General features: G+C 64.6%; 22 protein-coding genes. 11 read left to right on the forward strand and 11 right to left on the reverse strand.

From position 1 onward, the window contains the following. Positions 1–711 (reverse strand): hypothetical protein (locus M9921_00005; protein ID MCO5295219.1); only part of this gene is annotated, 711 nt, incomplete at its 3' end. 65 nt (positions 712–776) lie between these two features. Between M9921_00005 and M9921_00010 the strand changes: the two genes are divergently transcribed. Further along, positions 777–923, forward strand: coding sequence for a hypothetical protein (locus M9921_00010; GenBank protein MCO5295220.1), 147 nt, complete (start codon positions 777–779; stop codon positions 921–923). Between the two features lie 35 nt (positions 924–958). After that, on the forward strand, positions 959–1,486 hold the full coding sequence (locus M9921_00015) for a sigma-70 family RNA polymerase sigma factor (GenBank protein MCO5295221.1): 528 nt from the start codon (positions 959–961) through the stop codon (positions 1,484–1,486). A gap of 10 nt (positions 1,487–1,496) precedes the next feature. Here M9921_00015 and M9921_00020 read toward each other — a convergent pair whose 3' ends face one another. Further along, positions 1,497–4,706 carry an efflux RND transporter permease subunit gene (locus M9921_00020; protein ID MCO5295222.1) on the reverse strand — a complete coding sequence of 1,070 codons (3,210 nt, stop codon included), beginning with the start codon at positions 4,704–4,706 and terminating at the stop codon, positions 1,497–1,499. Beyond that, positions 4,703–6,175, reverse strand: coding sequence for an efflux RND transporter periplasmic adaptor subunit (locus M9921_00025; GenBank protein ID MCO5295223.1), 1,473 nt, complete (start codon positions 6,173–6,175; stop codon positions 4,703–4,705). Before M9921_00025 ends, M9921_00020 begins: the two co-directional genes overlap by 4 nt. 120 nt (positions 6,176–6,295) lie before the next feature. Here M9921_00025 and M9921_00030 point away from each other — a divergent pair, with 120 nt between their 5' ends. The 3 genes from M9921_00030 (at position 6,296) to M9921_00040 (ending at position 8,105) form a co-directional block, all read left to right on the forward strand. Then, on the forward strand, positions 6,296–6,538 hold the full coding sequence (locus M9921_00030; GenBank protein MCO5295224.1) for a DUF2892 domain-containing protein: 243 nt from the start codon (positions 6,296–6,298) through the stop codon (positions 6,536–6,538). Between the two features lie 33 nt (positions 6,539–6,571). Continuing rightward, a complete protein-coding gene (locus M9921_00035) occupies positions 6,572–6,718 on the forward strand; it encodes a hypothetical protein (GenBank protein ID MCO5295225.1) in 147 nt (48 codons plus the stop codon). Positions 6,719–6,863: 145 nt separating this feature from the next. After that, entirely contained in the window at positions 6,864–8,105 is a 1,242-nt protein-coding gene (locus M9921_00040) for an aminotransferase class I/II-fold pyridoxal phosphate-dependent enzyme (GenBank protein ID MCO5295226.1), read from the forward strand. Between the two features lie 152 nt (positions 8,106–8,257). Here the strand turns inward: M9921_00040 and M9921_00045 are convergent, their stop codons facing one another. Both M9921_00045 and folB read right to left on the reverse strand, forming a co-directional pair. After that, complete coding sequence (locus M9921_00045; protein ID MCO5295227.1) at positions 8,258–9,112, reverse strand: GGDEF domain-containing protein; 855 nt, start codon at positions 9,110–9,112, stop codon at positions 8,258–8,260. Between the two features lie 88 nt (positions 9,113–9,200). Next, the gene (folB, locus tag M9921_00050) at positions 9,201–9,560 is read right to left on the reverse strand and encodes a dihydroneopterin aldolase (GenBank protein MCO5295228.1); all 360 of its coding nucleotides are present in this window, start codon (positions 9,558–9,560) and stop codon (positions 9,201–9,203) included. Positions 9,561–9,750: 190 nt separating this feature from the next. On the opposite strand from folB, the gene nusA reads away from it, so the two are divergent. The 4 genes from nusA to M9921_00070 all read left to right on the forward strand — a co-directional run bounded on the left by nusA (position 9,751) and on the right by M9921_00070 (position 15,364). Beyond that, positions 9,751–10,902 carry a transcription termination factor NusA gene (nusA, locus tag M9921_00055; protein MCO5295229.1) on the forward strand — a complete coding sequence of 384 codons (1,152 nt, stop codon included), beginning with the start codon at positions 9,751–9,753 and terminating at the stop codon, positions 10,900–10,902. A 268-nt stretch (positions 10,903–11,170) separates the two neighbouring features. Continuing rightward, positions 11,171–13,090, forward strand: a complete 1,920-nt coding sequence (infB, locus tag M9921_00060; GenBank protein MCO5295230.1) for a translation initiation factor IF-2 — start codon at positions 11,171–11,173, stop codon at positions 13,088–13,090. 726 nt (positions 13,091–13,816) lie between these two features. Beyond that, positions 13,817–14,272 carry a PEP-CTERM sorting domain-containing protein gene (locus M9921_00065; protein MCO5295231.1) on the forward strand — a complete coding sequence of 152 codons (456 nt, stop codon included), beginning with the start codon at positions 13,817–13,819 and terminating at the stop codon, positions 14,270–14,272. A 51-nt stretch (positions 14,273–14,323) separates the two neighbouring features. Next, complete coding sequence (locus tag M9921_00070; GenBank protein ID MCO5295232.1) at positions 14,324–15,364, forward strand: DUF1385 domain-containing protein; 1,041 nt, start codon at positions 14,324–14,326, stop codon at positions 15,362–15,364. A 126-nt stretch (positions 15,365–15,490) separates the two neighbouring features. On the opposite strand, the gene M9921_00075 is transcribed toward M9921_00070, so the two are convergent. The 4 genes from M9921_00075 to M9921_00090 are packed head-to-tail and all read right to left on the reverse strand — an operon-like array spanning position 15,491 to position 20,907. Next, positions 15,491–15,712: a DUF5658 family protein gene (locus M9921_00075; GenBank protein ID MCO5295233.1), complete on the reverse strand. Its 222-nt coding sequence runs from the start codon at positions 15,710–15,712 to the stop codon at positions 15,491–15,493. Continuing rightward, complete coding sequence (locus M9921_00080) at positions 15,663–17,078, reverse strand: D-alanyl-D-alanine carboxypeptidase (protein ID MCO5295234.1); 1,416 nt, start codon at positions 17,076–17,078, stop codon at positions 15,663–15,665. The genes M9921_00075 and M9921_00080 overlap by 50 nt, the downstream gene beginning before the upstream one ends. Before the next feature lie 59 nt (positions 17,079–17,137). After that, on the reverse strand, positions 17,138–18,136 hold the full coding sequence (locus M9921_00085; GenBank protein MCO5295235.1) for a hypothetical protein: 999 nt from the start codon (positions 18,134–18,136) through the stop codon (positions 17,138–17,140). A gap of 17 nt (positions 18,137–18,153) precedes the next feature. Beyond that, positions 18,154–20,907, reverse strand: a complete 2,754-nt coding sequence (locus M9921_00090; GenBank protein ID MCO5295236.1) for a zinc-dependent metalloprotease — start codon at positions 20,905–20,907, stop codon at positions 18,154–18,156. Between the two features lie 123 nt (positions 20,908–21,030). Between M9921_00090 and M9921_00095 the strand changes: the two genes are divergently transcribed. Together M9921_00095 and M9921_00100 are read left to right on the forward strand one after the other, a co-directional pair. Further along, positions 21,031–22,476 carry an amino acid permease gene (locus M9921_00095; GenBank protein ID MCO5295237.1) on the forward strand — a complete coding sequence of 482 codons (1,446 nt, stop codon included), beginning with the start codon at positions 21,031–21,033 and terminating at the stop codon, positions 22,474–22,476. Further along, positions 22,469–22,873 (forward strand): nuclear transport factor 2 family protein, encoded by a 405-nt coding sequence (locus tag M9921_00100; GenBank protein MCO5295238.1) that lies wholly within the window; start codon positions 22,469–22,471, stop codon positions 22,871–22,873. Before M9921_00095 ends, M9921_00100 begins: the two co-directional genes overlap by 8 nt. On the opposite strand, the gene M9921_00105 is transcribed toward M9921_00100, so the two are convergent. Then, a complete protein-coding gene (locus tag M9921_00105) occupies positions 22,863–23,537 on the reverse strand; it encodes a hypothetical protein (protein ID MCO5295239.1) in 675 nt (224 codons plus the stop codon). The genes M9921_00100 and M9921_00105 overlap by 11 nt on opposite strands. A 56-nt stretch (positions 23,538–23,593) precedes the next feature. After that, positions 23,594–26,197 (reverse strand): ATP-dependent chaperone ClpB, encoded by a 2,604-nt coding sequence (clpB, locus tag M9921_00110; protein ID MCO5295240.1) that lies wholly within the window; start codon positions 26,195–26,197, stop codon positions 23,594–23,596. Positions 26,198–26,296: the final 99 nt, after the last annotated feature.

Below are 26,296 nucleotides of genomic sequence, written 5' to 3' on the forward strand. Positions count from 1 at the left end.
GATGTTGTGAGCGAACTCGTGGATCAGGATGCACTCCTTCTCGTAGGGGTCGCCAACCAGACCCAGCAGGTTCTCCTCGGCGACGGAGCAGTAGGGGTCGGTCTCGCTCCCTCCCAAGCCCCGGGCCCGAGCGTCCCAGAAGTCCTTGCTCGAAAGAGCCTCGAAGCCGCGCATCTTTTCCTTGCCCAGCCACGCGAACTCGGGAAGGTCCGTCGTAAACTCGTCGTGCGCCATCACGCACATGCGCGCGCCGCTCTTGATCATTGCCTCGCGAACGTCGGGGCGGTTCGCGAGCATCAAGTCCACGAGATAGGCCGCCTCCTTGAGCGCGTAGGGATTGACCTTGGGGGAGGCGACGATTGGGAAACCGTGAGCGTGGACCACCCGCGTGTAGAAGGGGGGAATGCCGTCATGGCCGTCAGGCTGGTAGCGGAAGCACTGGACCCGGACCTCGCTCGTGACGGTGGCCACCGTTTCGCCACCGCCGACGAGGGCAAAGCGGTGCCCGACGGTGGTGTTGAGGATCGTCTGGCCGCCTGGCGGCACGTCGCCTCTCTGGACGCGCTCAGTCTCTGACTTCAGCCAGAAGACGGTCAGGGGAACGTTGCCCGCGTTCTGGATCTGCAGACGCGCGCGAGGCGCGGCGGGTTGGGCCATCGTTGCGGCGGGCACCAGACAGACGACGAGAAGTAGGGCTCTGATGGTGGTCATGGGTTCCCCCGCGTGGGCTCTTGCTTGCAGTATAGGCCTGCGAGGGCGGCAGGTACCCTGAAGCGGTGAAGCGCCCAACGAAATCCGAGATCAAATCCGCCATCGCAAAGCTCAACGCGAAGGAAGCCTTCTCCACGGGCGCCGTCGAGTCCAAGAAAGCGCCCTTCGCCGCCTCCAGGAACACGGAGCGAAAGACCAAGAACGGCTACTAACCCCCAAGGACGAAGGACCAAGAACCAAACCCGCCGTGGCAGACATCGAACGCCTCATCATCACGCATCGCGACGCCATCTACCGGCAGATGCTTCGCGTGTGCGGCAACCACGACGACGCCGAGGACGCGCTGGCCACGGCGATCCTCTCGGCCCTCAAGGCGTCCGAGCAGCTCCGCGATCCTTCGAGCTTCCAGGGTTGGCTTGCCATGATCGGCCGACGTGCCTGCGCGCGGCTGAAGGGCCGTATGAAGGAGTCGAAGTTCGCCTCGCTGGAGGCCTTGCAAGCCCTGGGCTTCGAGGCGTCGAATGGGGCGCCGGGCCCGGACGAGGCGGGCGAACTCGCCGAGCTCCAGAATTGCGTCAGGGAAGCGATCGCCGGCGTTCCGGAGCTGTACCGGGAGGTCTATGTGCGCCGCGAGATCCTCGGCGAGCCCGCGGCGGAAGTGGCGGCGTCGATGGACCTCAGCGTGCCCGCGCTCAAGTCGAGGCTCCACCGCGCCAGGCAGATGGTCCGAGCCGCGCTTGACGACGGGCTCGGATGTCCGGAAGCCTCCGTGTGAGGCCGTCGGCTCAAGCGTCAGCCCTCCCTTTCTCCCACTTGCTTGCCGAAAGGAAGTAGAGCACCGGCACGGTGAGGCGCGAGAGCAGCGTCGAGGCGATTTCGCCCGCCATCAGCGCGATGGCCAAACCCTGGAAGATCGGGTCGAACAAGATCACGAACGAGCCGACGATCACCGCCGCCGCCGTCAGGAGCATCGGGCGAAATCGGATCGCGCCTGCGTCGATCACCGCCTGCTCCAGCGACGAACCCTGTCGCCTGCGCAGCTCGACGAAGTCGACGAGGATGATCGAGTTGCGAACGATGATCCCCGCTCCGGCGATGAACCCGATCATCGACGTCGCCGTGAAAAACGCTCCCATCAACGCGTGGGCGGGAAGGATGCCGACCAGCGTGAGGGGGATCGGCGCCATGATCACGACAGGCGTCTTGAAGTCCTGGAACCACGCCACCACAAGGATGTAGATCAGGACGAGGACGACCGCGAAGGCCAGTCCCAGGTCGCGGAACACCTCGTAGGTGATGTGCCACTCGCCGTCCCACTTCATCGCAGGGTGATCCGTGGTCTCGGGCAGGTGCGTGGACAGGACGTTGAGGCGCACGTCGTCCGGAAGCTCCATCTTGTCGAGTTCCTGGTTCATCTTCAGGATCGCGTAGACGGGACTCTCCTGCCGACCGACCACGTCCCCGGTGATGTAGATGACGGGCAAGAGATTCTTGTGGTAGATGCTCTTGTCGGTCTTCACCTCGCGGATCGTGGTGAGATCGCTCAGGGGAATCATCGCCCCGCTCGAACTTCGCACTTGGAGCTGCTCGAGCTGGTCCAGACCGCTGCGTTGCGAGCGAGGGAGTCGCGCCATGATCGGTACGTCTTCCCGGGACCCCTCGTCGTGGAAGAGCCCGACCGCCTGGCCCGAGAGCGCAGCGGCGAGGTTGTCGTTGATCGCCTGCACGCTCACTCCTGCGAGCGCGGCCTTCTCCTTGTCCACCTCGAACCGGAACGTGGTCTGGTCGTCGTCCATGTACCAGTCGACATCAGAGACGCCGTCGGTCGTGCTGAAGATCTGCTTCACTTTGCTCGCCACGTCGCGTCGGGTTTCCTCGTTGGGGCCGTAGACCTCGGCGACGAGGGTCTCGAGCACCGGCGGCCCCGGCGGCACCTCCGCGACTTTGATGCGTGCGCCGTAGCGGGAGGCGATGCGGGTGAGATCCGCGCGGATGCGCTTCACGATGTCGTGGCTTTGCGCCTTGCGCTCGCCCTTGTTGGTGAGGTTGACCTGGATGTCGGCTTGGTAGCTCGCGCTGCGCATGAAGTAGTGCCGGACCAGACCGTTGAAGTTGTAGGGGCTCGCGGCTCCGATGTAGATCTGGTAGTCCGTGACCTCCGGCACCTTCGCGCCGTAGTCGGCGAGCGTGCGTGCGACCGCAGCCGTCTGCTCGAGGGTCGTGCCCGTCGGCATGTCCACGATCACTTGGAACTCGTTCTTGTTGTCGAACGGGAGCATCTTGACCGTCACGGCCTTGATGGCGACCAGCGACATCGCGCCCACCAGAAGCAGCGCGATGATCGAGAAGAAGAGCGTGCGGACCTTCCACGAGCGGAGGAGCGGCGTCATGATCCGGCGGTACATCCGGGTGAGGACATCTTCGGGGCCCTCCTCGTCGTGCCCGTGTTTGCCCTTGCCGCCGTTCTTGAGGATGCGCACGGCCGCCCAGGGCGTGACGATGAAGGCGATGAGCAGCGAGAAGATCATCGCGGCGGATGCGCCGACGGGGATTGGGCGCATGTAGGGGCCCATGAGGCCGCCGACGAAGGCCATGGGGAGGATGGCGGCGATGACGGCGAATGTCGCGAGAATCGTGGGGTTGCCCACCTCGTCCACGGCGAGGATCGCGGTCTTCACCACGCCTTGCTCCTTGGCGCTGGGCATGCGGAGGTGGCGCACGATGTTTTCGACCACCACAATGGCGTCGTCCACGAGAATGCCGATCGAGAAGATGAGCGCGAAGAGGGTGATCCGGTTGAGCGTGAATCCGTAGAGGTAGAAGACCAGCAGCGTCAGGGCGAGCGTGACCGGGATGGCCGTGAGCACGACGATCGACTCGCGCCGACCGAGCACGAGGGCGATGAGGATGGTCACGGAGACCACGGCGATGGCCATGTGGAAGAGCAGTTCGCCCGATTTTTCGGCCGAGGTCTCGCCGTAGTTGCGGGTGACCGTCACGCGCACGTCGCCGGGGATGATCGTGCCCTTGAGGGAGTCCACCTTGGCGAGGACGCCGTGGACGACGTCGATCGCGTTCACGCCTTGGCGCTTGGCGACACTGATGGTCACGGCGGGTTCCAGCGCGGTCGTCGCTGGTTCGCTGCTGGCCGGACCCGTGCCGAAGAGCACGTAGTTCTTCGCTTCTTCAGGACCGTCCTCGACGCGTGCCACGTCGGACACTTGGATCGACTTTCCGTCCATGGAGGCGACCACGGCGCTCTCGACGTCGGACGTCGACTTGAAGAAGCCGCCCGCCTTGACGACGATTTCGCTGTTGTCTTCGGCGAAGTGCCCCGCATCGCCCGACTGATTGGCTGAGCCGAGGGCGCGCAGGACATCGGAGGGACTCAATCCATAGCCCGCCAACCGGGAACGGTCCAGGATCACGCGGAGCTCGCGCTTGCGCCCTCCGATGATCATCGTCTCGCTCACGTTGGGAACGCTCTTGATCGCTTGCTCCACCCGTGACGCCACCTGGCGCAGCGTGTAGGAGTCCACGGTCTGGCTGTGGAGGGTCAGGGCGAGAACGGGCACGTCGTCGATCGACCGGGCCTTGATGATGGGTTGGGACGCCCCAGGCGGGATGAGATCGAAATGTCCCTGGAGCTTCTCCCGCAGCCGGACGAAGGCCCGCTCCTGGTCCTGTCCCACGAGGAACCGGACGACGACCATCGACTGGCCGGGGCTGCTGGTGGAGTAGACGTACTCGACGCCCGGAATCTCCCAGATCAGCTTCTCCATCGGCGCGGTGACCCGACGCTCGACCTCCTTTGAGGATGCGCCGGGCATTTGGACGATCACGTCCGCCATCGGCACGACGATCTGCGGTTCCTCCTCGCGAGGGGTCTTCAGGACGGCGAAGAGCCCGAGGAGCAGGGAAGCGAGGATGATGAGCGGGGTGAGTTTGCTGTTGACGAACGCCGCCGCGAGCTTGCCTGCGAAGCCGGTCTTCATGGTTGGCCAGCCGCGACCTTGTCGCCGTCGGCAACGTCGGAGATGGGAGCGAGCACGATGCGATCGCCCTTTCCGAGGCCTGAAAGCACCTCCACTTGACCGCCGAAAGCCTCTCCGAGGGTGACGATCCTCAGCCGCGCGATGCCCTGATCGTTGACCGCATAGACGTAGTGCAGACCCTCCCGTTCCCAGGTCGCGCTTGTCGGAATCAGCATCCGCGGCACGGTCCCGGACCGGATGCGGGCGCGCCCGAACATTCCCGACTTCACGCCGGAGCTGGCTTCCAGCACGAACTTTACGATGAAGCTGTGCGACACCGCGTCGCCCTGGGGGACGATTTCGACGACGCGACCTTGGAGAATCTTGCCCGGCAGCGCATCAAGTTCGATCGGCGACGTGTCTCCCATCCGGACCGTGGCGATCAGGGACTCGGGGACCACCGCCTCGAGGCGGTAGGTACCTCCTTCGATTGCCAACAGGGGCACGCCCGGACTGGCCATCGCTCCGGGATCGACCATGCGCTGGACGATGCGGCCATCGAAGGGCGCAACGACCTTCGTGTAGGAGAGCCCCACCGTCGCCGAACGAAGCGCCGCGTCGGCCTGCCTCACCTGGGCGTGCGTGACGTCGACCGTCTTTCGACTCACGTCGACCTGAAGGGCCGACGCTTTGGCCTGGGCAAGTGCGGATCGCGATTGCTCGAGGCCGGCTCGGGCTTGGCTGACGGCCTCCTCGGCGGCGCGGATTTCTTGGGAGCGGGAACCTTCCTTGGCGATCGACTCGCTTTGGAGCGCCGCGTCGTACTGGCCCTTGGCCAGCTCGTATCGATTTCGCGCGACGTCCAAGTCGCGCCGCGCGATCGCCCCGACGTTGACGAGCTGGGTGGCTCGATCGAGTTCGATCTTCGCGAGTTTGAGATTGGACTCGGCCTGCACGACGGCGATGTGCGTCTGGGCCACCTCCTGGGTCCTGGGGCCTGCGACGGCCAGGTCGCGGCGGGCCTCCGCCGCGGCAAGTTGGGCTTGGGCTTGGCGAACGCCGGATTCCGCTTGGGCGATGCGGGCTTGGCTCGTCCGCTCTTCCATCGTCGCGCTGGTCTTGGCGCTGTCGACGGCGACCACGGAAGCCTGGTAGTTGGCGCCGGCCAGGTTGACGGCGGCTTGGAGTTCGCGCGAGTCGATCCCGACCAGTAGTTGGCCCCGTTTGACGTTGTCCCCCTCGCGTCCGACCACCTTCTCGACCCTGCCCATCACTTTCGAGGCGAGCGTGGTTTCGAACTGCGCTCGGACGGTTCCGGTGACGAGGGTGCCCTCGGCCGCTTCCGACTGGCCCACCGTGAGTATCTGGGCGTCCACCGTCCGCGCCGCCTCCTGCGGCTTGGAAGGGGTCTCCTTAGGTCCGCATCCAGCGATCAGGCCGGCACCCGCCGCGGCGAAGATGGCGATTCCTGTCCATTGAAGCTTCTTCATCACAAAGCACGATCCTCCGTACAACCCAAGAGAGGCGGCTGCGCGGCGAGAGGATTCGGGGTCGGCGGTATGAATCCTCGCCCTCGGCAAAGGGCTCTTTCGGTTCGGAGGATCACACCCATGAAGCAAGCCGTTCACACCGACGCATTTCCCCATTCAAAGCCGGCGGACCGCCGCCTCGACCGCCAGACGCACCTGGTTGCCGGGCTGATGTTGGGAGCCGCCTTTCTGCTGGCCGGATGGGTGGACCCCCGATGGATCTATCTGGCCCTGCTGCCAACTTTCGGGCTCCTGCTCGACGCCTTGACGGGCGTTTGTCCCATGACCCTGCTGTTGAAGCGGATGCCTTGGAACGCCAAGTAGTCGAGAGGCTGTGGGAATGGAGTACGCTGGGCCGTGAAGCGCCCTTCGAAGAAAGACATCAAGGCTGCCGTCGACAAGCTGAAGGAAAACCCCTCCGGCCCCTCCGGCACCCCGGAGACCAAGGTGGGCAAGCTCCCTTCGAAGAAGTCGAGCCAGCGCATTCGCAAACAAGGAGTGTAGACGCCATGGGTGACCGCAAGCCAAAGAAGAACTCGTCCGGGAACAGCGACGCGCACAAGGCGAAGCAGGACAAGAACGCGGCGAACCGGCCGGCGGTCGCGCCTCGAGCCGACGAGAAGCCCAAGAAGAAGAAGTAGGCAGGAGCATGGACCCCTTCGATCCGGTGGAGTCGTTCGCGAACCTTCGCCACGAGTTCGGCGAGCACGGCGGGGTGAACATGTCCGTGGAGGCCAGTACGACCTTCACGGTGATCGAGCCTTCCACCATGCCGGAGATCTTTCAGGGCCGACTTGGCCCGGAAGCAGGCGGTTGCTACCTATACGGACGCCACTTCAACCCGACGGTCTACGTGCTCGGCCGTCAGATCGGAGCCCTCGAGGGAGCGGAGACCGGCTACTGCGCCGCGAGCGGCCTCGCGGCGATCTCTTCGGCGATCATGCAGGTGTGCGATTCGGGCGACCACGTCGTTTCGGGACGCACGGTGTACGGCGGCACCTTCGCGCTGCTTAGCGAGTTCCTGCCGCAGAAGACCGGGGTGCAAACGACCTTTGTGGACCTGTCGGACCTCGAGGAGGTCGAGCAGGCGTTCGTCGCCCGCACGAAAGTGCTCTTCTGCGAGACGATCTCCAACCCCACCCTGCGGGTCGCCGACCTCCCCGCGCTGGCTGAAATCGCACACCGGCACGGGGCGATGCTGGTCGTCGACAACACCTTCGCTCCGTTGATCGTTTCGCCGATTCTCCACGGCGCGGATGTGGTCGTGCACAGCGTGACGAAGTTCATGAACGGCGCGAGCGACCATATCGCCGGCGCCATCTGTGGCAAGACGGAGTTCGTGATGCAGCTCATGGACCTGCACACGGGGGCGTTGATGCTGCTGGGTCCGACGATGGATCCGCAGGTGGCATTCGAGATCAGCCTGCGCTTGCCCCACCTCGGGCTGCGGATGGTCGAACACAGCCGTCGCGCCCTCGCCTTTGCCGAGCGTCTGCACGCCTTGGGCCTTCCGGTCAACTACCCTGGGCTGCCTTCCCACATCGACCACGCGTTGATGCGGCGGATGGCCAACGCCGAATTCGGGTACGGCGGCATCCTGACGCTGGATCTGGGGACTCGCGAGAAGGCCTTCGAGTTCATGCGCCTTCTCCAGAACGTGCACCGGTTCGGATTGATGGCGGTGAGTCTGGGATTCAGCGAGACCCTGATGTCCTGTTCCGCGGCCTCCACGAGCAGCGAGATGCCGGACGAGGAGCTGGAGCGCGCCGGCGTCAAACCCGGCCTGGTCCGGCTTTCCATCGGCTACACGGGGTCATTGGAGCAGCGCTGGTCGCAGTTGCACTGCGCCCTGCAGACCCTGGGTCTGGTGGGTAGCCGGCGCCTCGACTGAATCCCGCGCATACTGGACAGCCTCCTGCCCCCGGAGGTTGTTTCACGCTAAGGACGCAAAGGGGCTTTGGCCTGGAGTAACTGCAGGTTCAAGCTGGGGGCAACGCCCGTCGAGCGGACGTGGCACCGTTCTTGTGTGAGCGGTCTGGCACCCTACGCGGAGGGTGTTGCCCGCGAAGGGGAGGAGGTGCGGATCGCGGCGTACGGCTTGTGGCGGTACATCGCCCGGTCGGCGTCTGCCAGGAGCGAGTCCAGGCTTGCGCCCGGTCGCCACTGGGCGACGCCGAAGGTGAAGCCCGTACCGGGAACGCCCGCCTCGAGAAACCTCGTCCGAGACTCGTTGAGGAGCTTCGCAGCGTTCTCGGGCGTACAGCCGGGAAGCAGGGCCACGAACTCGTCGCCGCCCGTCCGCGCAACCCATCCATGCCGCCGGAGCCCGTGTCCCAGGGTGCGGGCGAGCAGTTTGAGCACCAGGTCGCCGTAGGCGTGCCCGTACGTGTCGTTCAACTCCTTGAAGCGGTCGCAATCGATCATGGCGAGGGTGAGGGGACCTTGGGCGTCCTTCGCGGTCTCCGCCCGCTGGATCGCCTTGTCGGCGAGACGTTGCAGGGCGTTCCTGTTCGGCAGGCCGGTCAGGGCGTCTTGGCACGCAAGGGTCTGGTAGTTGGCGAGCCCGGACTCCAGGCGTTCCATCAGGCGCAGAATCAGGCCCAGCAGACACGCGTGCAGCGCCAAGGAGGCGAGCGAGTTCACCTGGCCCTTGTGGAGGTACCACTCGATGGTCGTGAGGATCAGGGCGGCCGCGAACACGACTCCCACGCTCCACCGGAGTCCCGCGCCGCGTGCGGCGACGCAGATGGGGAAGACGTAACCCAAGCGGAACGCGGTCGGGAAGCCGAAGAGGGCATCGAGCGCCAACACGGCGAGAAGGGCGGCGACGGAGTCGGCCTGCGCGCGCACGACGGGGGACGCCAAGTAGCTGTCCGCCGTCGCGCGCACCGTGCGCACGACTCGATTCCGACCCGAAGGTGTCACAGCCTACTTATCGGCAAACCTCATAAACAACTTGAGGTTCTTGCCCGGGCGTGGCGGAAATCTACCCTCGGCTGCGCACGATCTCGACCCCCGCGACTTCCGCGATGATCGGGGCCGGCGGCAGCCGCTTCGCCAGGCGCATGCGGACCTCGACGATGGCTTCGAACGTCTCGAAGAGCGTGTCGCACAGACCCGCCGCGAGGCGCTCCAGGGTGCGGTAGCGGTGTTCCTGCGCGTGCCCGACGAGTGCCTCGGCGACCGCGGCGTAGTCCACAGTGTCCTCGACGCGGTCGGTCTGCGTCGCCTTCTCGCGCACGTCGATCTCCAAATCGACGGCGTAGCGGTGTCCGATCGCCTGTTCGGCTTCGGGGACTCCATGGTGCGCGTAGAACTCCAGACCTTCGACGAAGAGTGTGATCACAACGCGAGTCTACTTGGAAGACGCGTCGTCTGGCGTGTCGCGGGAGGGTCCTTTCGGCCTGTGCCCTTCGCCCCCGTCTCGATGCGCCCGGAGGGGGGTGCTGTGCTATACTCTGCCCAATAACTGAGCTAAGCCGAGAAGGCGGCCACGGTGCCGCCTTTTTTGTTAGCTCTTCACAAGGTTTTTCGAAATGGACATCCTGCAGCAGCTCAATCAAATCGCGACCGAGCGCGATATCTCGCTCGAAGAACTCCTTGCAGAGATTGAAGAGGCGCTGGCCGCCGCCTACAAGAAATTCGTTGGTGCGACGGGCGATGTCACCGTGCACATCGATCCCGAGAAGGGATGGACCGCGCTGCTGGACAAAGAGGTGGTCGGCATCGTCACCGAGCCCTCTTTCCAGATGACGATCGACGAGGCGCGCAAGCGCAAGCCGGACGCCGAGGTGGGCGATTTCATCCAGACCCAGGTGGACCCGAACCGGTTCGGCCGGATCGCGGCCCAGACGTTCAAGCAGGTGCTGAGCCAGAAGCTGCGCGAAGCCGAGACGCGGCAGATCCACGAGGTCTTCAACGAGAAGATGGGCGAGGTCGTTTCCGGCGTCGTCAGCAGGCGCGAGGCTCAGAGCGTCTTCATCCAGGTAAACCGCGTGGAGACCGAGTTGCCGCGCCGCGAACAGGTTCCCACGGAGCCGTACAGGCCCAACGATCGCTTGCGCGTGTACGTGCTGCGAGTGGACGACTCGATGCGGCGCCTCCGCGTTTTGGTGAGCCGGACGCACCCCAATTTGCTTCGCAAGCTGTTCGAGCTTGAGATTCCGGAGATCGCCCAGGGCATCGTGGTGATCAACTCGGTGGCGCGCGAACCGGGCCAGCGTTCGAAAGTAGCGGTCACTTCGACCGATGAACGTGTGGACGCGGTCGGGGCGTGCGTCGGGCCGCGAGGCTCGCGCGTGCAGGCGATCGTGGACGAGTTGTACGACGAGAAGATCGACATCGTGCCGTACAGCGAGGATCCGACGACCTACATCACCAACGCGCTGAGTCCGGCGAAGGTCAACGCGATCCGCCTGAACGAGGAGCAGCGAAGCGCCTATGTGGTCGTTCCAGACAACCAGCTTTCCCTCGCCATCGGCAAGGGCGGCCAGAACGTTCGGCTTGCCGCCCGTTTGACGGACTGGAAGATCGACATCCGGAGCGAGACGCAGGCGGCCGCCGAGACGAAGGCAGCCGTCGAAACCGAAACCACGCCCGAGGCCCAGGCGGTGCCGGAGGCTTCGGAGAGCGAGGCGCCCGCCGAGGCGTCCACGCCGCCAAACCCGGAGGAAGCGCCTTCGTCTTGACGCACGTTCCGCATCGCACATGCGTCGCTTGCCGGTGCAAGGCGCCTCAGGCGACGTTGCTGCGCGTGGTGCGGACCGAGAGGGGAGTCGATGTCGACGGCCCTGGCTTGCACGGGCGGTCGGCCTACGTGTGCAGGAGCGAATCCTGCGTGGAAGCGGGAACGACCCGCGGGCGCCTGGCGCGGGCGCTGAAACTACCCGCGGGAGCGGTTCCCGAGGCGGACATTCGAGAAAAGCTAATATGCAAACTGAGGTAAAGAAAGAAGCTATGACGGTGACCATCGCAGAACTGGCCACAGAATTCGGGTTGAAGCCGGGCCAGATCTACGGCGCGTTGCACGATCTGGGGCTCGAGCACGATGCGCAGGGCTTCGAGACCGACGAGGAGAGCCTCGAGCTGATCCGCGAGTCGTTGGCCGAGATGCCCAAGGACGCCCCGCTCGTCCTGCAACCGAACGTCACCCCGCGCGACATCGCCGCCGCCCTGGACCTCGCTCAGCCGGAAGTTCAGAAGACCCTCATGATGAAGATGAAGGTCATGGCCACTCTCACGACGGTGCTGAAGGCCGACGTCGCCGAGAAGTTCGTCCAATCCTTCGGCCACACCATCCGATGGGCCGATGCAGCCAAGCCGAAATCGGCGCCTGCGCAACAAAAAACGCGGCGGAGCACCAAAGGTGCCCAGCCGCGCCCGCCTGTTGTCACCATTATGGGCCATGTCGACCACGGCAAGACGTCGTTGCTCGACTTCATTCGGAAGGCGAACGTGGTTTCGAGAGAGCACGGCGGCATCACGCAGCACATCGGCGCGTACCAGGTGCAGCTTCCGGAAGGGAAGATCACCTTCTTGGATACGCCGGGCCACGCCGCGTTCACCGCGATGCGCGCCCGAGGCGCGCAGGTGACCGATATCGCGATCCTCGTGGTGGCTGCCGACGACGGCATCATGCCGCAAACCAAGGAGGCCATCAGCCACATCCTGAACGCCGAGGTCCCGATGATCGTGGCGGTCAACAAGATCGATCGCCCCGACGCGAATCCCGACCGGGTGATCCAACAGCTTCCCGAACACGAGGTGATTCCCGAGGTGTTCGGCGGCCAGACCATTGTCTGCCCGGTCTCCGCCATCACCGGCGAAGGCGTTCCGCACCTCTTGGAGATGGTGTTGCTCCAAGCCGAGGTCCTCGGCCTGCAAGCAGACCCCAAGGGGCCCCTTGAAGGGGTCGTGATCGAGGCGAAGCTCGAGAAGGGCCGCGGCCCGGTGGCCACGCTTCTCATTCAAGAGGGAACGCTCAAGGTGGGCGACACTCTTGTCGTGGGGAGCACCTGGGGCCGTATCAAGGCGATGCACGACTACACGGGCGAGCGGATCGAAGAGGCGGGTCCCTCGACCCCGGTCGAGGTGCTAGGGCTCAACGAGACGCCCCTGGCCGGCGACACCATCGAGCGCGAGTCCGACGAGCGCGAGGCTCGAGAACGGGCGGAGGGAAGGGCCGAGGCCGATCGCGTGAGCAACTTGGCGACGCCCGAACGCAAGATCACGCTGCGCGACCTCCGGTCCCAGATGGACTCCGGCGAACTCCGCGAGCTGCTGCTCGTGGTCAAGGCGGACGTTTCGGGTTCCGTCGAGGCGGTGCGCGGCATGCTTGAGAAGATCAGCAACGCCGAGGTGGAGACCCGCATCATCCACTCGGGCGTCGGATCGATTACCGAGGGCGACGTGCTCCTCGCGGGCGCCGCGGGCGCGATCTGCGTCGGTTTCAACGTGAAGCCCGAACCGGGCGCGAAGAAGGAAGCCGAGAAGCAGAAGGTCGAGATTCGAACGTACACGATCATCTACGAGCTGATCGAAGACATCGAGGCCGCCGTGAAGGGCATGCTCGAACCCAAGTTCGAGGAGCAGTACCTCGGCAAAGCTGAGATTCGCGTTCGCTTCAAGCTGACCAAGAAGGGGATCGTTGCGGGCTCCCACGTCACCGACGGAAAGGTCACCCGCAACTGCAAAGTGCGCGTGCGCCGTGGCGAGGAGCTGGTGTACGAGGGCAAGCTCTCGACCCTGAAGCACCTCAAGGACGATGTGCGCGAGGTTACCGAGGGTTTCGATTGCGGTCTGACCTTCGACAACTGGGAAGCGTTCCAGGAAGGCGACGTCGTCGAAGCGTTCGAGATGATCCAGGTCAACGCCTGATCCTCGGGCACTGGGCTCAAAACAGGAAAGGCAGGGACCGAAGTCCCCGCCTTTAGAGAGCTCGACGCTGAGTCGACGCGGCTATATCCGGCTCTGCAAGATGATATTGATGATTGCTACGAGAGATGCAGAACCCCGCCAGTTTTCTCAACGCCTTTTCCGAAATGGCATCCAACGCTTGAGGGCTTGTGAGACACAAACTCAAAAGCGAGAAGGCTTCCTCTTCGGTGAGCTCAAGCCCGTCGGGATGATTCCCTGCGGTCATGTGCCACCTCCTGTGGAAACGTCCACTATTTTAGACGAGATTTGGCGGGATTTGTTGCAAAGGATTCGACAACCCGGCAATCTTGATCCCTCGTAGCCGCGCCCAGGTCCCCCGCGTCGACGCGGATGGAGCGCCAACGCGTCGATGGGATCCATACGTGGCTCTGCATTTGTACCGGGATTTGGGTCGCGCAAGCTTCTTTTGCTTGTTCCTCACCTACACTGATGGCGTGTCGCTGGGACGCAACGCTGCGTTGGCCCGATTGTTGATTGTGGTCAAAAGAAAGAGGAGTCTTCATGTTTCGCAAATCTCTGACCCTGGTGGGATCTTTGGTGTTGGTGGGAGCCGCAAACGCTCAGAGCGCGGCTTCGCACTTCGACTCGAACTTGGAGGGCTGGCACGGCGACACTTGAAACCTGGGCTACTCCTGGCAGTCTGCCGGGGGAAATCCTGATGGTTGGATGCGTTGGCAGGAGCCGTGCGGCAGCACCTATGTAGTGGCTCCGAGCGCCTTCTTGGGTGATTGGAGCAGCTTGATCGGGGCGGGGACGTACAGTTACGACTTCCGCATGATCGAAGTGCCGACCGACGGAAGTCCGCTGCCGTTCGAGGTGCGGGTGTCAGGGCCAGGGGGCTCGCTTCTTTGGACCGCCCCTCAATCGGGACAGCCTACGGATTGGATCCACCACTCGATCCAAATCGACGAGGCTTCTTGGACCGTCACTTCGGGCTCGTTCGCCGCGACCTTGGCCGACGTCTCGGAAGTTCGCATGCGGGTCCGCTTGTTCGATAACACGACCCCCGGCATCAAGATCGGATTCGACAACGTGGTCCTTACTCCGGTGCCGGAGCCCACAACCCTGATCGCGCTTGGGATCGGTGGATTGGCCCTGATGCGGCGAAAGCGAGCCGGGTAGGTTTGGGGCGTTCCGGGGAGGTCGGGGTCCGTCCCCCGGTATAATCCAGCGATGCCCAAGGGCGAGTATCTCCAGTACGGCGGACAGGCCATCATCGAAGGGGTCATGATGCGTTCGCCGCGGTACTTCGCCGTGGCCGTGCGGGCTCCCAACCAGCAGATCGTCCTGCAGGCAGAGCCTCTTGCGAAGACTTGGATCGGCCGGCAGAAGTGGCTTAAACTCCCCTTCCTGAGGGGAACCCTCGCGCTGCTCGACGCCATGGCCCTCGGAATCCGTGCGATGCACTTCGCCTCGCACATCCAGATGGACGATCGCTACCAGCCCCAGACTCCTTCTGGAGAGGGCTCCGACGAGAAGCCGGAGGCGGTGCCGGGCGAGGTCGTTTCCGGAGGCGGAGAGAACGACTCCATCAAGAAGATCGCGGTGGGCGGCGCGATGGTCATGGGGCTGGTCGTCGGCCTGTTCCTGTTCGTTTTCTTGCCCAACCTGATCGGCCAGGGTTTGCTGCAGCGCTTCTTCGGCATCGACGACTCGACGATCGTGAACTTCGTGAGCAATCTGGTGAAGGTCGTGATCTTCATCGGCTACATCTGGCTGGTGAGTCGGATGCCCGAAATCAAACGCGTCTTCATGTTCCACGGCGCCGAGCACAAGGCGATCAACACGCTGGAGGCGGACGAGGAGCTGACCCTGGAGAACTGCAAACGGCAGACACGGCTTCACCCGAGGTGCGGGACGAGTTTCGCGATCATCGTGTTGCTGGTGGGCATCCTCATCTTCACGTTCGTGCCGAGGTACCCGGTGCCGGAGTGGAAGCACCTGCTGTTCCTCAATACCCTCCTCCGGTTCGGGATCGAGCTGCTGATCTTGCCGTTCATCGCGGGAATCAGCTACGAAATGCTCCGGTTCGCGGGGAAGTTCCGCAACAGCAACTTCGTGATGGCGCTCTTCAAGCCGGGTCTGTGGACGCAGTACATCACCACGGTCGAACCGGACGAGGATCAGATCGAGGTGGCGCTGGTGGCGCTGAAGGCGTGCATCGACGCCGAGCAGGGACATACCGAAGCCGCTCCGGTTCCCGCCACGGTTTGATCCGGGAGGAAAAGGGGGAAGGTCCCAGGGTGCCACGCCCGCTTGACGGGCGTGTCGAGACTCCCAGGGTGCCACGCCCGCTTGACGGGCGTGCGATCTGTCGCCCCTCACGGAGGGCGAGAGCAGCTAGTTCAGCACGAAGTGTCCGACGCTGAACCAGACCACCCACAGTGCGACGTAGGCTCCCGAGGCCCACAGACAGGAGCGGCGCACGAATTCGCGATTGGTCTTGGCGTACCACACGAGCACGCCCCAGGCCCCGAACAGGGTCGCCGATTTCACCAGCACGAAGGCCCACTCATCCCTGAGCAGGAAGTAGCGCATGATCGGGTTGAGCTCGACCATCATGCCGTTCACGTGCAGCCAAAGGGTGGTGAACAGATCCAGGAATCCAATGGCCAGCAACAGTGCCAAGCTCCGCGTGGGCATGAGGGCTTTCATACGTTCTTCTCAAGGCAAACGGCGTGCCGTCCAGGAATTCCTTTTGCAATTCGGTTACGAAAGTGTCCTGGATTCCCCGTGCTTCCGCCGAACTGCAAAGGAAGTGGTTGAAAACCAGTGACACGACCAGCGTCCGTCCCTTGCCGTCCTCGACGTAACCCGAGAGGGCGCTTGCCAGATGCAGGGTCCCGGTCTTGCCGCGGAATCCCGTCCCTTTCAAGCGACCCGACAACGTTCCTACGCTCGAGGAAGCGAGGGAGCTCTCCCAACTCTTATTCCAGGACTGTTTTGCCGCCCAAACCAGCACCCTTGCGAGTCCGCGGGAAGCGACCATGTTGTGGCGGCTGAGCCCGCTGCCGTCTTGAGGCACCCAGTCGCCCTTGGTCACGCCCACCGTGCCCTCCAGGAAGGCGCCAAGCCGCTTGGTCGCCACGCCGTAGGGCGCGTCCCCAAGTGGACCCTCCTTGCCGGCCGCGGCGAGAAGGAGCATCTCCGCCAAGTTGTTGTCGCTCTTCGTCAGGCACTCGTGGGCGATCTCCGCCAGAGGCGGGCTTTCGATGACGAAATCGGGTTCGCGCGCGGGCACGTCGCCGCCGACGGCGTAGAGCCCTCCGAGCGCGGCCACCGCCGCCCGGTCGGGAGCGGGCAGGGCGAGAGTGTCGAGCCGGGTGCGCGCCTTCGGCAGGCCCCCGTAGAGGAGGGCGACGCGTTGGGACGGGTCGTACCGGACGGAGGGCTTGCCCTCCTCCGTGACGCGCACGGTCCGCGTGCCATAACTTTCGGGGAGGAAGAAGGCCTTCCCATCTTCCGCCCAGATCTCGAAGGAGCCCCGATCCACGGTCAATCCGGAAACGGGAGCCGCGTACTTGTTGGGCAGATCGTCCCACTCCCACGCCGGGCCGATCTGGGCGCGAAACGGTTGGTGGACGTAGACCGCCGTGTCCTTTCCGATGCCGAGCTTTGCCCCCGCCGCCTTGAGTTGGGCGTACGTGAGCAACGGATCGCCCTCGGCTTGCACGCGAACGCCCTCGCGTACCTTCCAGAATCGGGTTTGGAAACGGTGCTCCGGGCCCAGCTTCGCAAAGGCGAAGGCGACCGAGGCGAGCTTCTCGTTGCTGGCCGGCATCATGCGGATTCCGGGGTTTCGCTCGTACAAGGTCTCGCCGCCGAGGGTGCAAACGGTGGCGGAAACCCAGGCGCCTTGGAGCTTGGAGTCGTCGAGGATCGCATCGAGGCGCGAGACGCAGGCAAAGGCGAGAAGGCAGGAGATCACGGAACCCGCTTTCGTGAAAGGAGCTCCCCAATCCTGCCGGAAAGGCGTCGAACGTCGTCTCAGCGCTCTTCGTCGAAGATCGGTTCCTCGACGTGTTCGAAGCGTTGGGCTTCAATGTCGTCCGCCATGTGCGACGCAAAGGTCTTGAGCAGCGGTTCCGGTTCGACCGCCGCGGCGGCGCGCAGGGCGCTCACGACCCTCTCCCGTTCGCCGGGGTGCCACTCGACGACATGGAACAACCCGTGCATCGCGCTGCGCCGCCCGTACTTGCTCTTGGCGCGAAGGCAATCCAGCAAGGCGAATTCGCCCTCCTCGTCGGGAAGGTGTCCGCCCAACACGACCCCCGCCTTGTAGATCGTGCGCGCGTAGTCGTCCTGCGAGGACCACAGAAGCTCCTTCATCGCCGCCACGGCCTCGTTCTCTTGGGTCGGATTCGTGCAGAAGCTGGGGAGATCTTCAAAAAGGTCCAGAACGCACCACTGCGCCGATCTCCGGTGGGGATGGCGGGTGTCCTTGAGGACCTCGATCAGGGCCGGCGTGAACACGTTGAGGCTGGCGTGTTTTTCGATCTCCGTACGGGCTTCGTTGGCCACGTCTCGATCGGGACAGTAGAGGAGTTTCACCAGATCGACGGGACCGAGATCTCGGATATGGCCGCCAAAACGCCCCTCGAGGCCGAGGGTTTTGCTGATCGCGAACTGGCGCTCGAACAGAGGGGCCGCGGTCGTTTCGAGGTTGGCCAGCATCTCCTCCATGGTCTCGCCCCGCGCCTCGTGCCAAAGGACATCGCACCTCCCGAAAATCCCATGAGGCGTCCGCGCCACGGTCACGGGGAACGTCTCGCCATAGGCGCTCCAAGTGGCCCGCTCCTTCCAATCTCCGGCCAGCACGTGAAACCCGTGGCTTACCGGATGGGGCGGCCAGTGAAAGGGAATGCGGTGGTCGGGCTTGAGCGGTGGCGCGCCCGGCTCGAGGCCCTCGGCCGCCGCGTCGATGAACGCGCGCAGCTCTTGGAGGACCTCTTCGGCGGTCGGTGCGTTGTCACTCGTGGTCGGCATGCGTCCTCACCCCGTCCTCAACGACCCACCGCGTAGTGGCGCTCGAGGAACCGATCCACGGTCTCTTTGCAGTCCTTGAGGTGGAGGCGCGTCATCGAGTCGAGTTTCGCGCCGGCGGCCAGTTGCTGGCCGAATCGGACCGAGAGGCGGCGCAGGGCGTCGGATGCCAAGAGCCGCATGTCCTCGTTGATCGCACCGGTGCCAGCCGAAGATTGGAGGATCAGCGCGTTGAGGGCGAACCGCTGCAGGTCTCTCCGGGTCGCAGGCACGTTCTGGTTCTTACCGATTTCGCCGAAAGCGGCCGCGAGCATCGTACCGACGTGCTCCTCCAGCGTGTAGGCGCCGGGTTTGTCGCCCCATTTCACCTGGTTCTCGGTGATGCGGTCGATCGTGTCGGCGCTCATCGCCCCCGCGTAGAGCATCATCTGCTGCCTTCCGATCAGTTGCCGAAGCGGGGCGATCCAGTCTTGCGACTCCTCAAGGTTGTTGTCGATGGCGAGGTTGTTCCGGACGGAATCCGGGAGAGCGAAGGCGTCCGCATGAAGGCACTCCCGGGCAAGGAGGCGGGTCGCCTGCCGCTGGAGCGCCGGGGAGACCGGCGCGAGCGTCCCTTGGCCTGAGCGGAAGGAGCGATTCGCTACGATGCCGCCGATGAACCGCGAGGCGTAGCGGCCCTCGCGAAACGTCGCGACGATCGACTGCAGGATCATGTTCGTCCGGCGCGCGTAGCTCTCGTCCGCGAGGGGCAGCTTGTCGATCGCGTATCGGCGAATCCGATGCGCCGCCTCGATCTGCCTTTCCGAGTAGTTGAGGGGGTCCGCGGCGTTGTCGAACCGGACGACGTAGGGGTTCCACGAGTCGGCGTTCTCGTCCGTCATGAAACCGAGGCCCGGCTGCGTGCTCTGCGAGGCGATGCGCTCGAGCCCGTACCGTTCGCCTTCCGGAGAGTAGGCCTTCACGTCTCCGTACCCGTACTCGATCGCCCACTCGTCGTACTTTCCGATCGTGGGGGAGAAGAAGTTGCCCTGTCCCTTCAGCACGGCCATCACGTTCACCGGAACGTAGTCCATGACGCTCGCGGAAACCCCTTCCCGATTCGTCAGATCGTCGTTGGCGAGTTGTCCGGTGGAGAGTCCCGTCGAGCCTTCGAAGTTGTGGCGCAGCCCCAGGCAGTGGCCCATCTCGTGGCTCACCACGTCGCGGATGAACTCCTTGGAGTACTCCTCTTTCGAGATCGCCACCCCGGGCAAGGGAAGGAGGGCGTTCCAAGCGAAGCTCGCGGAGTCGCGGAGCCCCGGCGCGAAGCTGCACTCGAGCCGCTTCCAGCCCATCTGCCCGAGCTTCTGTCGCGCTTCGGCGCGCATCTGATCCTGCTCGTCCGTCCAGAGGAACGCGTCGGCCGGTTCGCGCCGCTTCGGGTCGCGCACCAGCACCGCGTTGGCCCTCGTGATCGCGGTCGAGGCCGGGACGGCGAGCCGTTGGTGCTCCTGTTGGGAAAACTGAAGCATGTTGGCGTCGAAGGTGATGCTGGCGTTGAGGATTTCGCCGGTGAACGGGTCGGTCCGCACCAGCGAGACCGCATATCCCGCGTCCGGGCTCATCGTCCATCGGAACACGTTGTAGCGGCCGTCTGCGTGGTCCCAGTCGGGATCGTCGGGGGCGTCCTGGACCACGATGGCGTTGCGGTAGCCGAGTTTCTCGAACGCCTTGTTCCACCTCAAAATCCCGTCCTTGCAGGCGTCCCGATATTGCTCGGGCACCGAGGGATCGATCGTCCAGACGATCGGTTTGACGGGCTCGCTCATCGCCGCGTCCGGGTCCTTCTTCTTCAGGTTGAAGCGCATGATGTAGCGCTGGGTCCGATCGATGGCAAGAAACCGGTCGACCGAATAGAAGTCCTCGGTGAAGTACCCCACGCGGGGATCGGCGAGGCGGGGCATGTAGTCGCTCGTTTCGCGGTACCAGAGGTTGTAGCTGACACTGATCGGAATGCTCCGGCTGTCCGCGAGCTGGTCGGTCCCGGACAGGCCGAGGAGGGCGAGCAGGGGATTCCGCTCGGCGCCCCTCGGAGAGACGAAGTGGAGGTTCATCCGCACCACGGAGTTCTTGTCGAAGCTCTTGACGGAGGCGGGCTCGCACTTCTCCCGGTCGAGCACGTATTGCCCGCCGACCCCCATGTTCACCAGGTCGTTCAGTCGGAACACGTCGCCATAGAAGAGTTGGGTGACGTTGGCCAGCACGAGCTTTTTGGCGGGATGCTGCTGTTCGATACGGAAACCCGCGAGGATCGCCTCGGGAAAACTCCTGGACGAGGCCAGGCCCAGCGGGTCTTCGGCGGACCATCGGTAGGCGAGGTTCGGGCGGACGAGCCAGATCTGGTCGTCGTGCTTTTCGAATCGGAAAGTGTCGATGGCGGTATCGCCGATCGGATCTCCGGCCTGGGTGCCGTTTGCGCTCGATCCCGTTCCGAAGGCGGCCTGGATCAGGAAGAGCTTGCCGAGCTGCTCCTCGGGCAGTTCGATCAGGAGCTCCCGTTTCCGGAGATAAAAGGTGAACGCACCTTCGATCTTTTGCAGGTCCTTGACGGCCTTCTCGTACTCTTCGCCCTTCTTGTCGGCGGCCTTCTGCTCGTCGGTTTTCTCGGGTTCCGCCTGCTTTTGTTCGGTCTTCTGCCCGGTCTTCGGGGGATCCGCCTTCTTTTGGGCGGGAGCGAGGGTGGGCAACGCGAACGCGGCGAGCGTCGCCAGGGCGATCAGTTCGGTCTTGGACATGGGTGAGATTCCTTACGCTGGGAGAGGCCGTTGGGTTCTCCTAAGATTGGCAGATTCTGCGTCGAACGGGAGGAGATTTCGACCCAACGAAGGAACTCCCTGCGTCCCGTCGAAGCTCAGCGCATGGCGCAGATCGGCGAATCGCCGCACCTTCAGCGGCAGATCGGTTTTTGGAGTGCCGTTGCGGTGGTCGTCGGCAGCACGATCGGCTCGGGGATCTTCGGATCGCCCGCCGGCATCGCCGAAAAGATGCCGGGGCCGCTGCCGATGCTTTCGGTTTGGGTGGTCGGCGGCCTGTTCGCGCTGTGCGGAGCGTTGACGCTCGCCGAGGTGGGGGGCGCGTTTCCCTACGCGGGCGGCCTGTACGTGTTTTTGAGGGAGGCCTACGGTCGGCCGATGGGGTTCCTGTTCGGCTGGGCGCAGCTGCTTTTGATCCGGCCGGCGGCGCTGGGGGCCGTGGCGGTGATCTTCGGCGAGTACGCGTTGAGGCTGGGGGGTCTCGATCCCGACTCGGCGGAGTTCGCGCGGTACGCGACGTACGCGGCGATCGGCGCGCTGGTCGTGGTGGCGTTCGCGAACGTGCGGGGCGTGCGGTGGGGAACCGGGATCCAGAACGTCACGACGATCCTCAAAACGGGTGGATTGATGGCGCTGGTGGTCCTGGCGTTCGCGCGCGGGCTACCGGGCAACACGGCCCACTTCACGCCGGCGGTGCCGGCGGGCAGCTTCTCGTTCGCACCGTTCGGGTTGGCGCTGGTGTCGGTGCTGTGGGCGTTCGACGGCTGGTCGGACTCGACGTACGTGTCCGGCGAGATTGCGGATCCACGGCGCAACGTGCCGCGCTCGATCTTCTTGGGCACGGCGATCATCATCGCCGTGTACCTGCTGGCGAACCTCGCGTATTTGTCGGTGCTTTCGGTGGGCGAGATCGCCGCGAGCAAGCAGGTGGCCGCCGACGTGATGCAGGGGCTCGTGGGACCTGCGGGCCTGGCGTTCATCGTGGCGACGGTGATGCTCTCGACGTTCGGCACGCTCAACGGCTCGATGCTCACCGCGCCTCGCATCTTCTACGCGATGGCCGAGGACAAGCTGTTCTTCCCGGCTGTCGCGCGGGTGCACCCGAGGTACCACACGCCGTACGTGTCGGTGGTGCTGACCGCGGCCATCGGCATCGTGTTCGTGTCGATCGGCTCGTTCGCGCAGCTCGCGGACGCGTTCGTGACGGCGATGGTGCCGTTTTACGCGCTGGCGGTGGGCAGCGTGTTCGTGTTCCGCGCGCGGGCGAAGCGCGGGGCCGCGACGCCGCCTGGCGAACTGCCGCCCACGGCCGCGGAGAGCGGGGAAGAGGCCGCGGTGCCCGACCACCCGCACTACGACCCGCCCGTGCGCACCCCCCTTTACCCCTTTGTGCCCGCCCTGTTCATCCTCTCGACGCTCATGCTGCTGGCGAACGCCGTGATGGACGGAGCCTCCCGCTGGCCGACCTTGGGGACGTTCGCCGCGATCCTTGTGGGTCTGCCCGTGTACTGGGCGACTGCGGGGAGGAAGGGAGGCATCTCCCATGGATGACGCGATCGAGGTTCTCAGCCGCTTCTTCGAGGCCGTCAACCGCAACGACCTCGCCTCGGTCGCGGCGTGCTTCGATCCGGAGATTGTGCGGATCGAGCCCCAGCGACACGCCACGGCCGGGACCTACCGAGGCATCGAGAGCGTGGTCGCGCATCTGCAGCAGGGACGGGGAACGTGGGCGGAGGGAAGCTGCGACCCCGAGGGCTTTTTTGCCAGCGGGGAGCGGGTGGTCGTGTACCTCCACGCCCGGGTTCGCCTCAAGGACTCGGACGAGTGGATCGATGGCAGGTTCGCCGACGGCTTTGTCGTACGCGATGGCAAGATCGTGGAGTATCACACCTTCTGGGAGCGCTCCACGGCTCTCGATTGGGCGGGGATCGACGAGGTCACCACTTGAACTGGGCGGCCTCGTCGAACGTGTAGGCCCGGGCGTGACCGTCCGCAAAGGCGATGTTGGCGACGGTCTTGTCCCCAGATGGGTGGCGCGGGACGAGCCATTCCCGGCCCCCGGAGGCATCGGGCAGAGCGGCGTTGGCTTCGAAGATGAGCACGTGTTCCTCCGGGTCCTTGAGGGTCTCTGCGTTCGCGCCCGCCATGGAGCGGTCCATCGCGTAGGACCAGGGGGAGGTGGCGAGGGGGCAGTGGAACAAAGCTTCGTTCCCGGCGTAGGGCGGGAGTTCCCGGTACCAGGTCGCGGCGAGAGAGAAGCGCCCGTCGTGGTCGCCGGCGTACATGACCATGCTCATGGCTATTTGTTTGATGTTGGAAAGGCACTCGGTTCGACTGTCGCGATGGTCGCGCGCATAGATCGGATTCATGACGAGCACGAGGAATCCAAACAGCACCCCCGCAACAGAAATCAGGCAACCTTGTCGAAGCCGGTCTTCCCTCGGCCCGGCCGGAATCCCCAGCAAGGCCGTGGCCACTGCGCCGATCACGGATGGGGTGCCAAGCAACAAGTCGCCTGCGAAGAACCCGATGGTCGCTAGGCAGAACAGCACAATCGACAGCAGAATCAGCAGTACGTGCTCAAGGGGACCCCTGCGGCGATTGGAAGCCATGCAACTATTGTACGGTTGAATCTCGCCTCAGCATCGGGGGCTGGGCCCGGTAAACGTTACACCTTGGCGGGTTCGGATTCGAAGGTGAACGCCCCGTCCCGATAGTCCACGTGGACCGTCTGCCCATCCTCGACCTCACCGCGCAGGATGCGCTGGGCCAGGGGGTTCATCACGAACGTCTGGATCGCGCGCTTGAGCGGTCTGGCCCCGTACACGGGGTCGTAACCGGCGGTCGCAATCTGGGTCGCGGCCTCCTCGGAGAGGTCCAGCGTGATGCGCCGCTCCGCGAGGCGCTGGGCAAGGTGTCCAAGCTGGATCTTCACGATCTCGCGAATCTGCGCCACGCCGAGCGGGCGGAACACGATGATGTCGTCGATCCGGTTGATGAACTCGGGCCGGAAGAACGCCCGGACCTCCTCCAAGACCCTCGACTTCGTCGTCTCGAAGTCCGCGTCCGTGGAGATGGGGTCGCCGTAGAGGTGGGATCCGAGGTTGCTCGTGAGGATCACCACCGCGTTTCGGAAGTCCACGGTCCGCCCGTGGCCGTCGGTCAGACGGCCGTCGTCGAGCATCTGCAACAAGACGTTGAACACCTCGGGGTGCGCCTTCTCGACCTCGTCGAGCAAGACCACGCTGTAGGGGCGTCGACGCACGGCTTCGGTGAGTTGGCCGCCCTCTTCGTAGCCGACATAGCCGGGGGGCGCCCCGATGAGCCGCGCCACGGAGTGCTTCTCGCCGTACTCGCTCATGTCGATGCGCACCATCGCCCGTTCGTCGTCGAACAGGAACTCGGCGAGGGCCTTGGCGGTCTCGGTCTTCCCGACTCCGGTGGGCCCCAGGAACAGGAACGAGCCGATGGGACGGTGCGGATCGGCCAGACCGCTGCGCGAACGCCTCACGGCGTCCGAGAGGATCTGGAGCGCGTCGTCTTGGCCGACGACGCGACGCTTGAGGTGCTCCTCCATCGAAAGCAACTTCTGCATTTCGCCCTGGAGCATCTTGCTGACCGGCACGCCGGTCCACTTGCTCACGACTTCGGCGATGTCTTCGGCGTCGACCTCTTCCTTGAGCATCTTGCCGCCCTGCTGGATCTGCTCGAGTTCGGCGGTGTCCTCTTCAAGCTGCTTCTGAAGCGTGGGAATCCGTCCGTGCTGGATCTCCGCGGCGGTGGCCCAGTCGGCCTCCCGCTCGGCTTGCTGGAGCTCCGTCCGCAGCGTCTCAAGCTGCTCCTTGAGGGCTCGCACGGACTCGATCTTCTCCTTCTCGCGCTCCCAAACACCCCTCAGGCCTGACGCCTGCTCGGAAAGCTCTGCCAGCTTCCGCTCGGTGGACTCGAGGCGCTCCTTGCTCGCCTTGTCGTCCTCCTTCTTGAGCGCCTCCCGGTCGATTTCAAGCTGGGTGATCTGGCGCTCGATCTCGTCGATCTCGACCGGCACGCTGTCGATCTCGATCTTCATCTTCGAGGCGGCCTCGTCCATCAGGTCGATGGCCTTGTCCGGCAGGAAGCGATCGGTGATGTACCGGTTGCTGAGCGTCGCCGCCGCGACGAGCGCGGAGTCGGTGATGCGCACGCCGTGGTGGATCTCGTACCGCTCCTTCAGACCGCGCAGGATCGAAATCGTCTCCTCGACGCTGGGCTCGCCCACGTAGACGGTCTGGAACCGGCGCTCGAGCGCCTTGTCCTTCTCGACGTACTGGCGATACTCGTTCAGCGTCGTCGCGCCCACGCAGCGGAGCTCGCCGCGCGCGAGCATCGGCTTGAGCATGTTCGCCGCGTCCATCGACCCTTCTGCCTTCCCGGCGCCGACCAGCGTGTGGAGCTCGTCGATGAACAGGATGATGCGGCCGTCCGAGCGCTTGATCTCGTCCAAGAGCGCCTTGAGGCGATCTTCGAACTCGCCGCGGTACTTCGCCCCTGCGATCATGGCGCCCAGGTCGAGCGAAACGACCGACTTGTCGCGCAGCCCCTCGGGCACGTCGCCGCTGACGACGCGCTGGGCGAGGCCCTCCACCACGGCCGTCTTGCCGACGCCGGGTTCGCCGATCAGCACGGGATTGTTCTTCGTGCGGCGGCTGAGGACCTGGATCACGCGGCGGATCTCCTCGTCGCGGCCGATCACGGGGTCCAGCTTGCCGCTGCGCGCCCGCGCCGTGAGGTCGATCCCGTACTTCTCGAGCGCCTGGTAGCGCTCCTCGGCGTTGGCGTCCGTGACGCCCCGACCGCCGCGCAACGCGTCGATCGCCGTCTCCAGATCCTTCTTGTTGATGCCGGACGAACGCAGGATCTTGCCCGTGGCGCCCGGCTCTTCGACCAGCGCGACGAGGAGATGCTCGGTGGAGACGTACTCGTCGTGCATCGCGTCCGCGAGCGCGAACGCGTCGTTGAAAACCTTCTGCATGCGCCCGGTGATCGCGCTCCCGTAAGAAGAGGCTCCTTGCACCGTGGGCGCACGCTCCAGCTCCCCTTCGATCTGGGCCCGAATGGACGTGGGGTCCGCATCGAGCTTCTCGAGCAATGGTCGCGTGACGCCCCCGTCCTGGTCGAGGAGAGCGGCCGCGATGTGCTCGACATCGACGTTGGCGTGCTGATGCGTGGTCGCTATCTCCTGTGCGGACTGGAAGGCTTCTTGGGCTTTGAGGGTGAGTTTGTCGAATCGCATGGACTTGAGTGTAAGATTATCAAGTGAATTGCTTACATCTTATATAACGCTGGGGCGCGGGTGGGGGTTCCAAAGGCCCTGGGGCCCGATTCCAGTGTA

It is taken from the genome of Fimbriimonadaceae bacterium, assembly GCA_023957775.1.
Taxonomy (GTDB): domain Bacteria; phylum Armatimonadota; class Fimbriimonadia; order Fimbriimonadales; family Fimbriimonadaceae; genus JAMLGR01.

Coding starts and splice junctions, on each gene's coding strand:
- M9921_00020 (MCO5295222.1), bottom strand. CDS start 4,706: ATGAAGACCGGCTTCGCAGGCAAGCTCGCGGCGGCGTTCGTCAACAGC.
- M9921_00025 (MCO5295223.1), bottom strand. CDS start 6,175: ATGAAGAAGCTTCAATGGACAGGAATCGCCATCTTCGCCGCGGCGGGT.
- M9921_00030 (MCO5295224.1), top strand. CDS start 6,296: ATGAAGCAAGCCGTTCACACCGACGCATTTCCCCATTCAAAGCCGGCG.
- M9921_00040 (MCO5295226.1), top strand. CDS start 6,864: ATGGACCCCTTCGATCCGGTGGAGTCGTTCGCGAACCTTCGCCACGAG.
- nusA (MCO5295229.1), top strand. CDS start 9,751: ATGGACATCCTGCAGCAGCTCAATCAAATCGCGACCGAGCGCGATATC.
- infB (MCO5295230.1), top strand. CDS start 11,171: ATGACGGTGACCATCGCAGAACTGGCCACAGAATTCGGGTTGAAGCCG.
- M9921_00065 (MCO5295231.1), top strand. CDS start 13,817: ATGCGTTGGCAGGAGCCGTGCGGCAGCACCTATGTAGTGGCTCCGAGC.
- M9921_00070 (MCO5295232.1), top strand. CDS start 14,324: ATGCCCAAGGGCGAGTATCTCCAGTACGGCGGACAGGCCATCATCGAA.
- M9921_00075 (MCO5295233.1), bottom strand. CDS start 15,712: ATGATGGTCGAGCTCAACCCGATCATGCGCTACTTCCTGCTCAGGGAT.
- M9921_00085 (MCO5295235.1), bottom strand. CDS start 18,136: ATGCCGACCACGAGTGACAACGCACCGACCGCCGAAGAGGTCCTCCAA.
- M9921_00090 (MCO5295236.1), bottom strand. CDS start 20,907: ATGTCCAAGACCGAACTGATCGCCCTGGCGACGCTCGCCGCGTTCGCG.
- M9921_00095 (MCO5295237.1), top strand. CDS start 21,031: ATGGCGCAGATCGGCGAATCGCCGCACCTTCAGCGGCAGATCGGTTTT.
- M9921_00100 (MCO5295238.1), top strand. CDS start 22,469: ATGGATGACGCGATCGAGGTTCTCAGCCGCTTCTTCGAGGCCGTCAAC.
- M9921_00105 (MCO5295239.1), bottom strand. CDS start 23,537: ATGGCTTCCAATCGCCGCAGGGGTCCCCTTGAGCACGTACTGCTGATT.
- clpB (MCO5295240.1), bottom strand. CDS start 26,197: ATGCGATTCGACAAACTCACCCTCAAAGCCCAAGAAGCCTTCCAGTCC.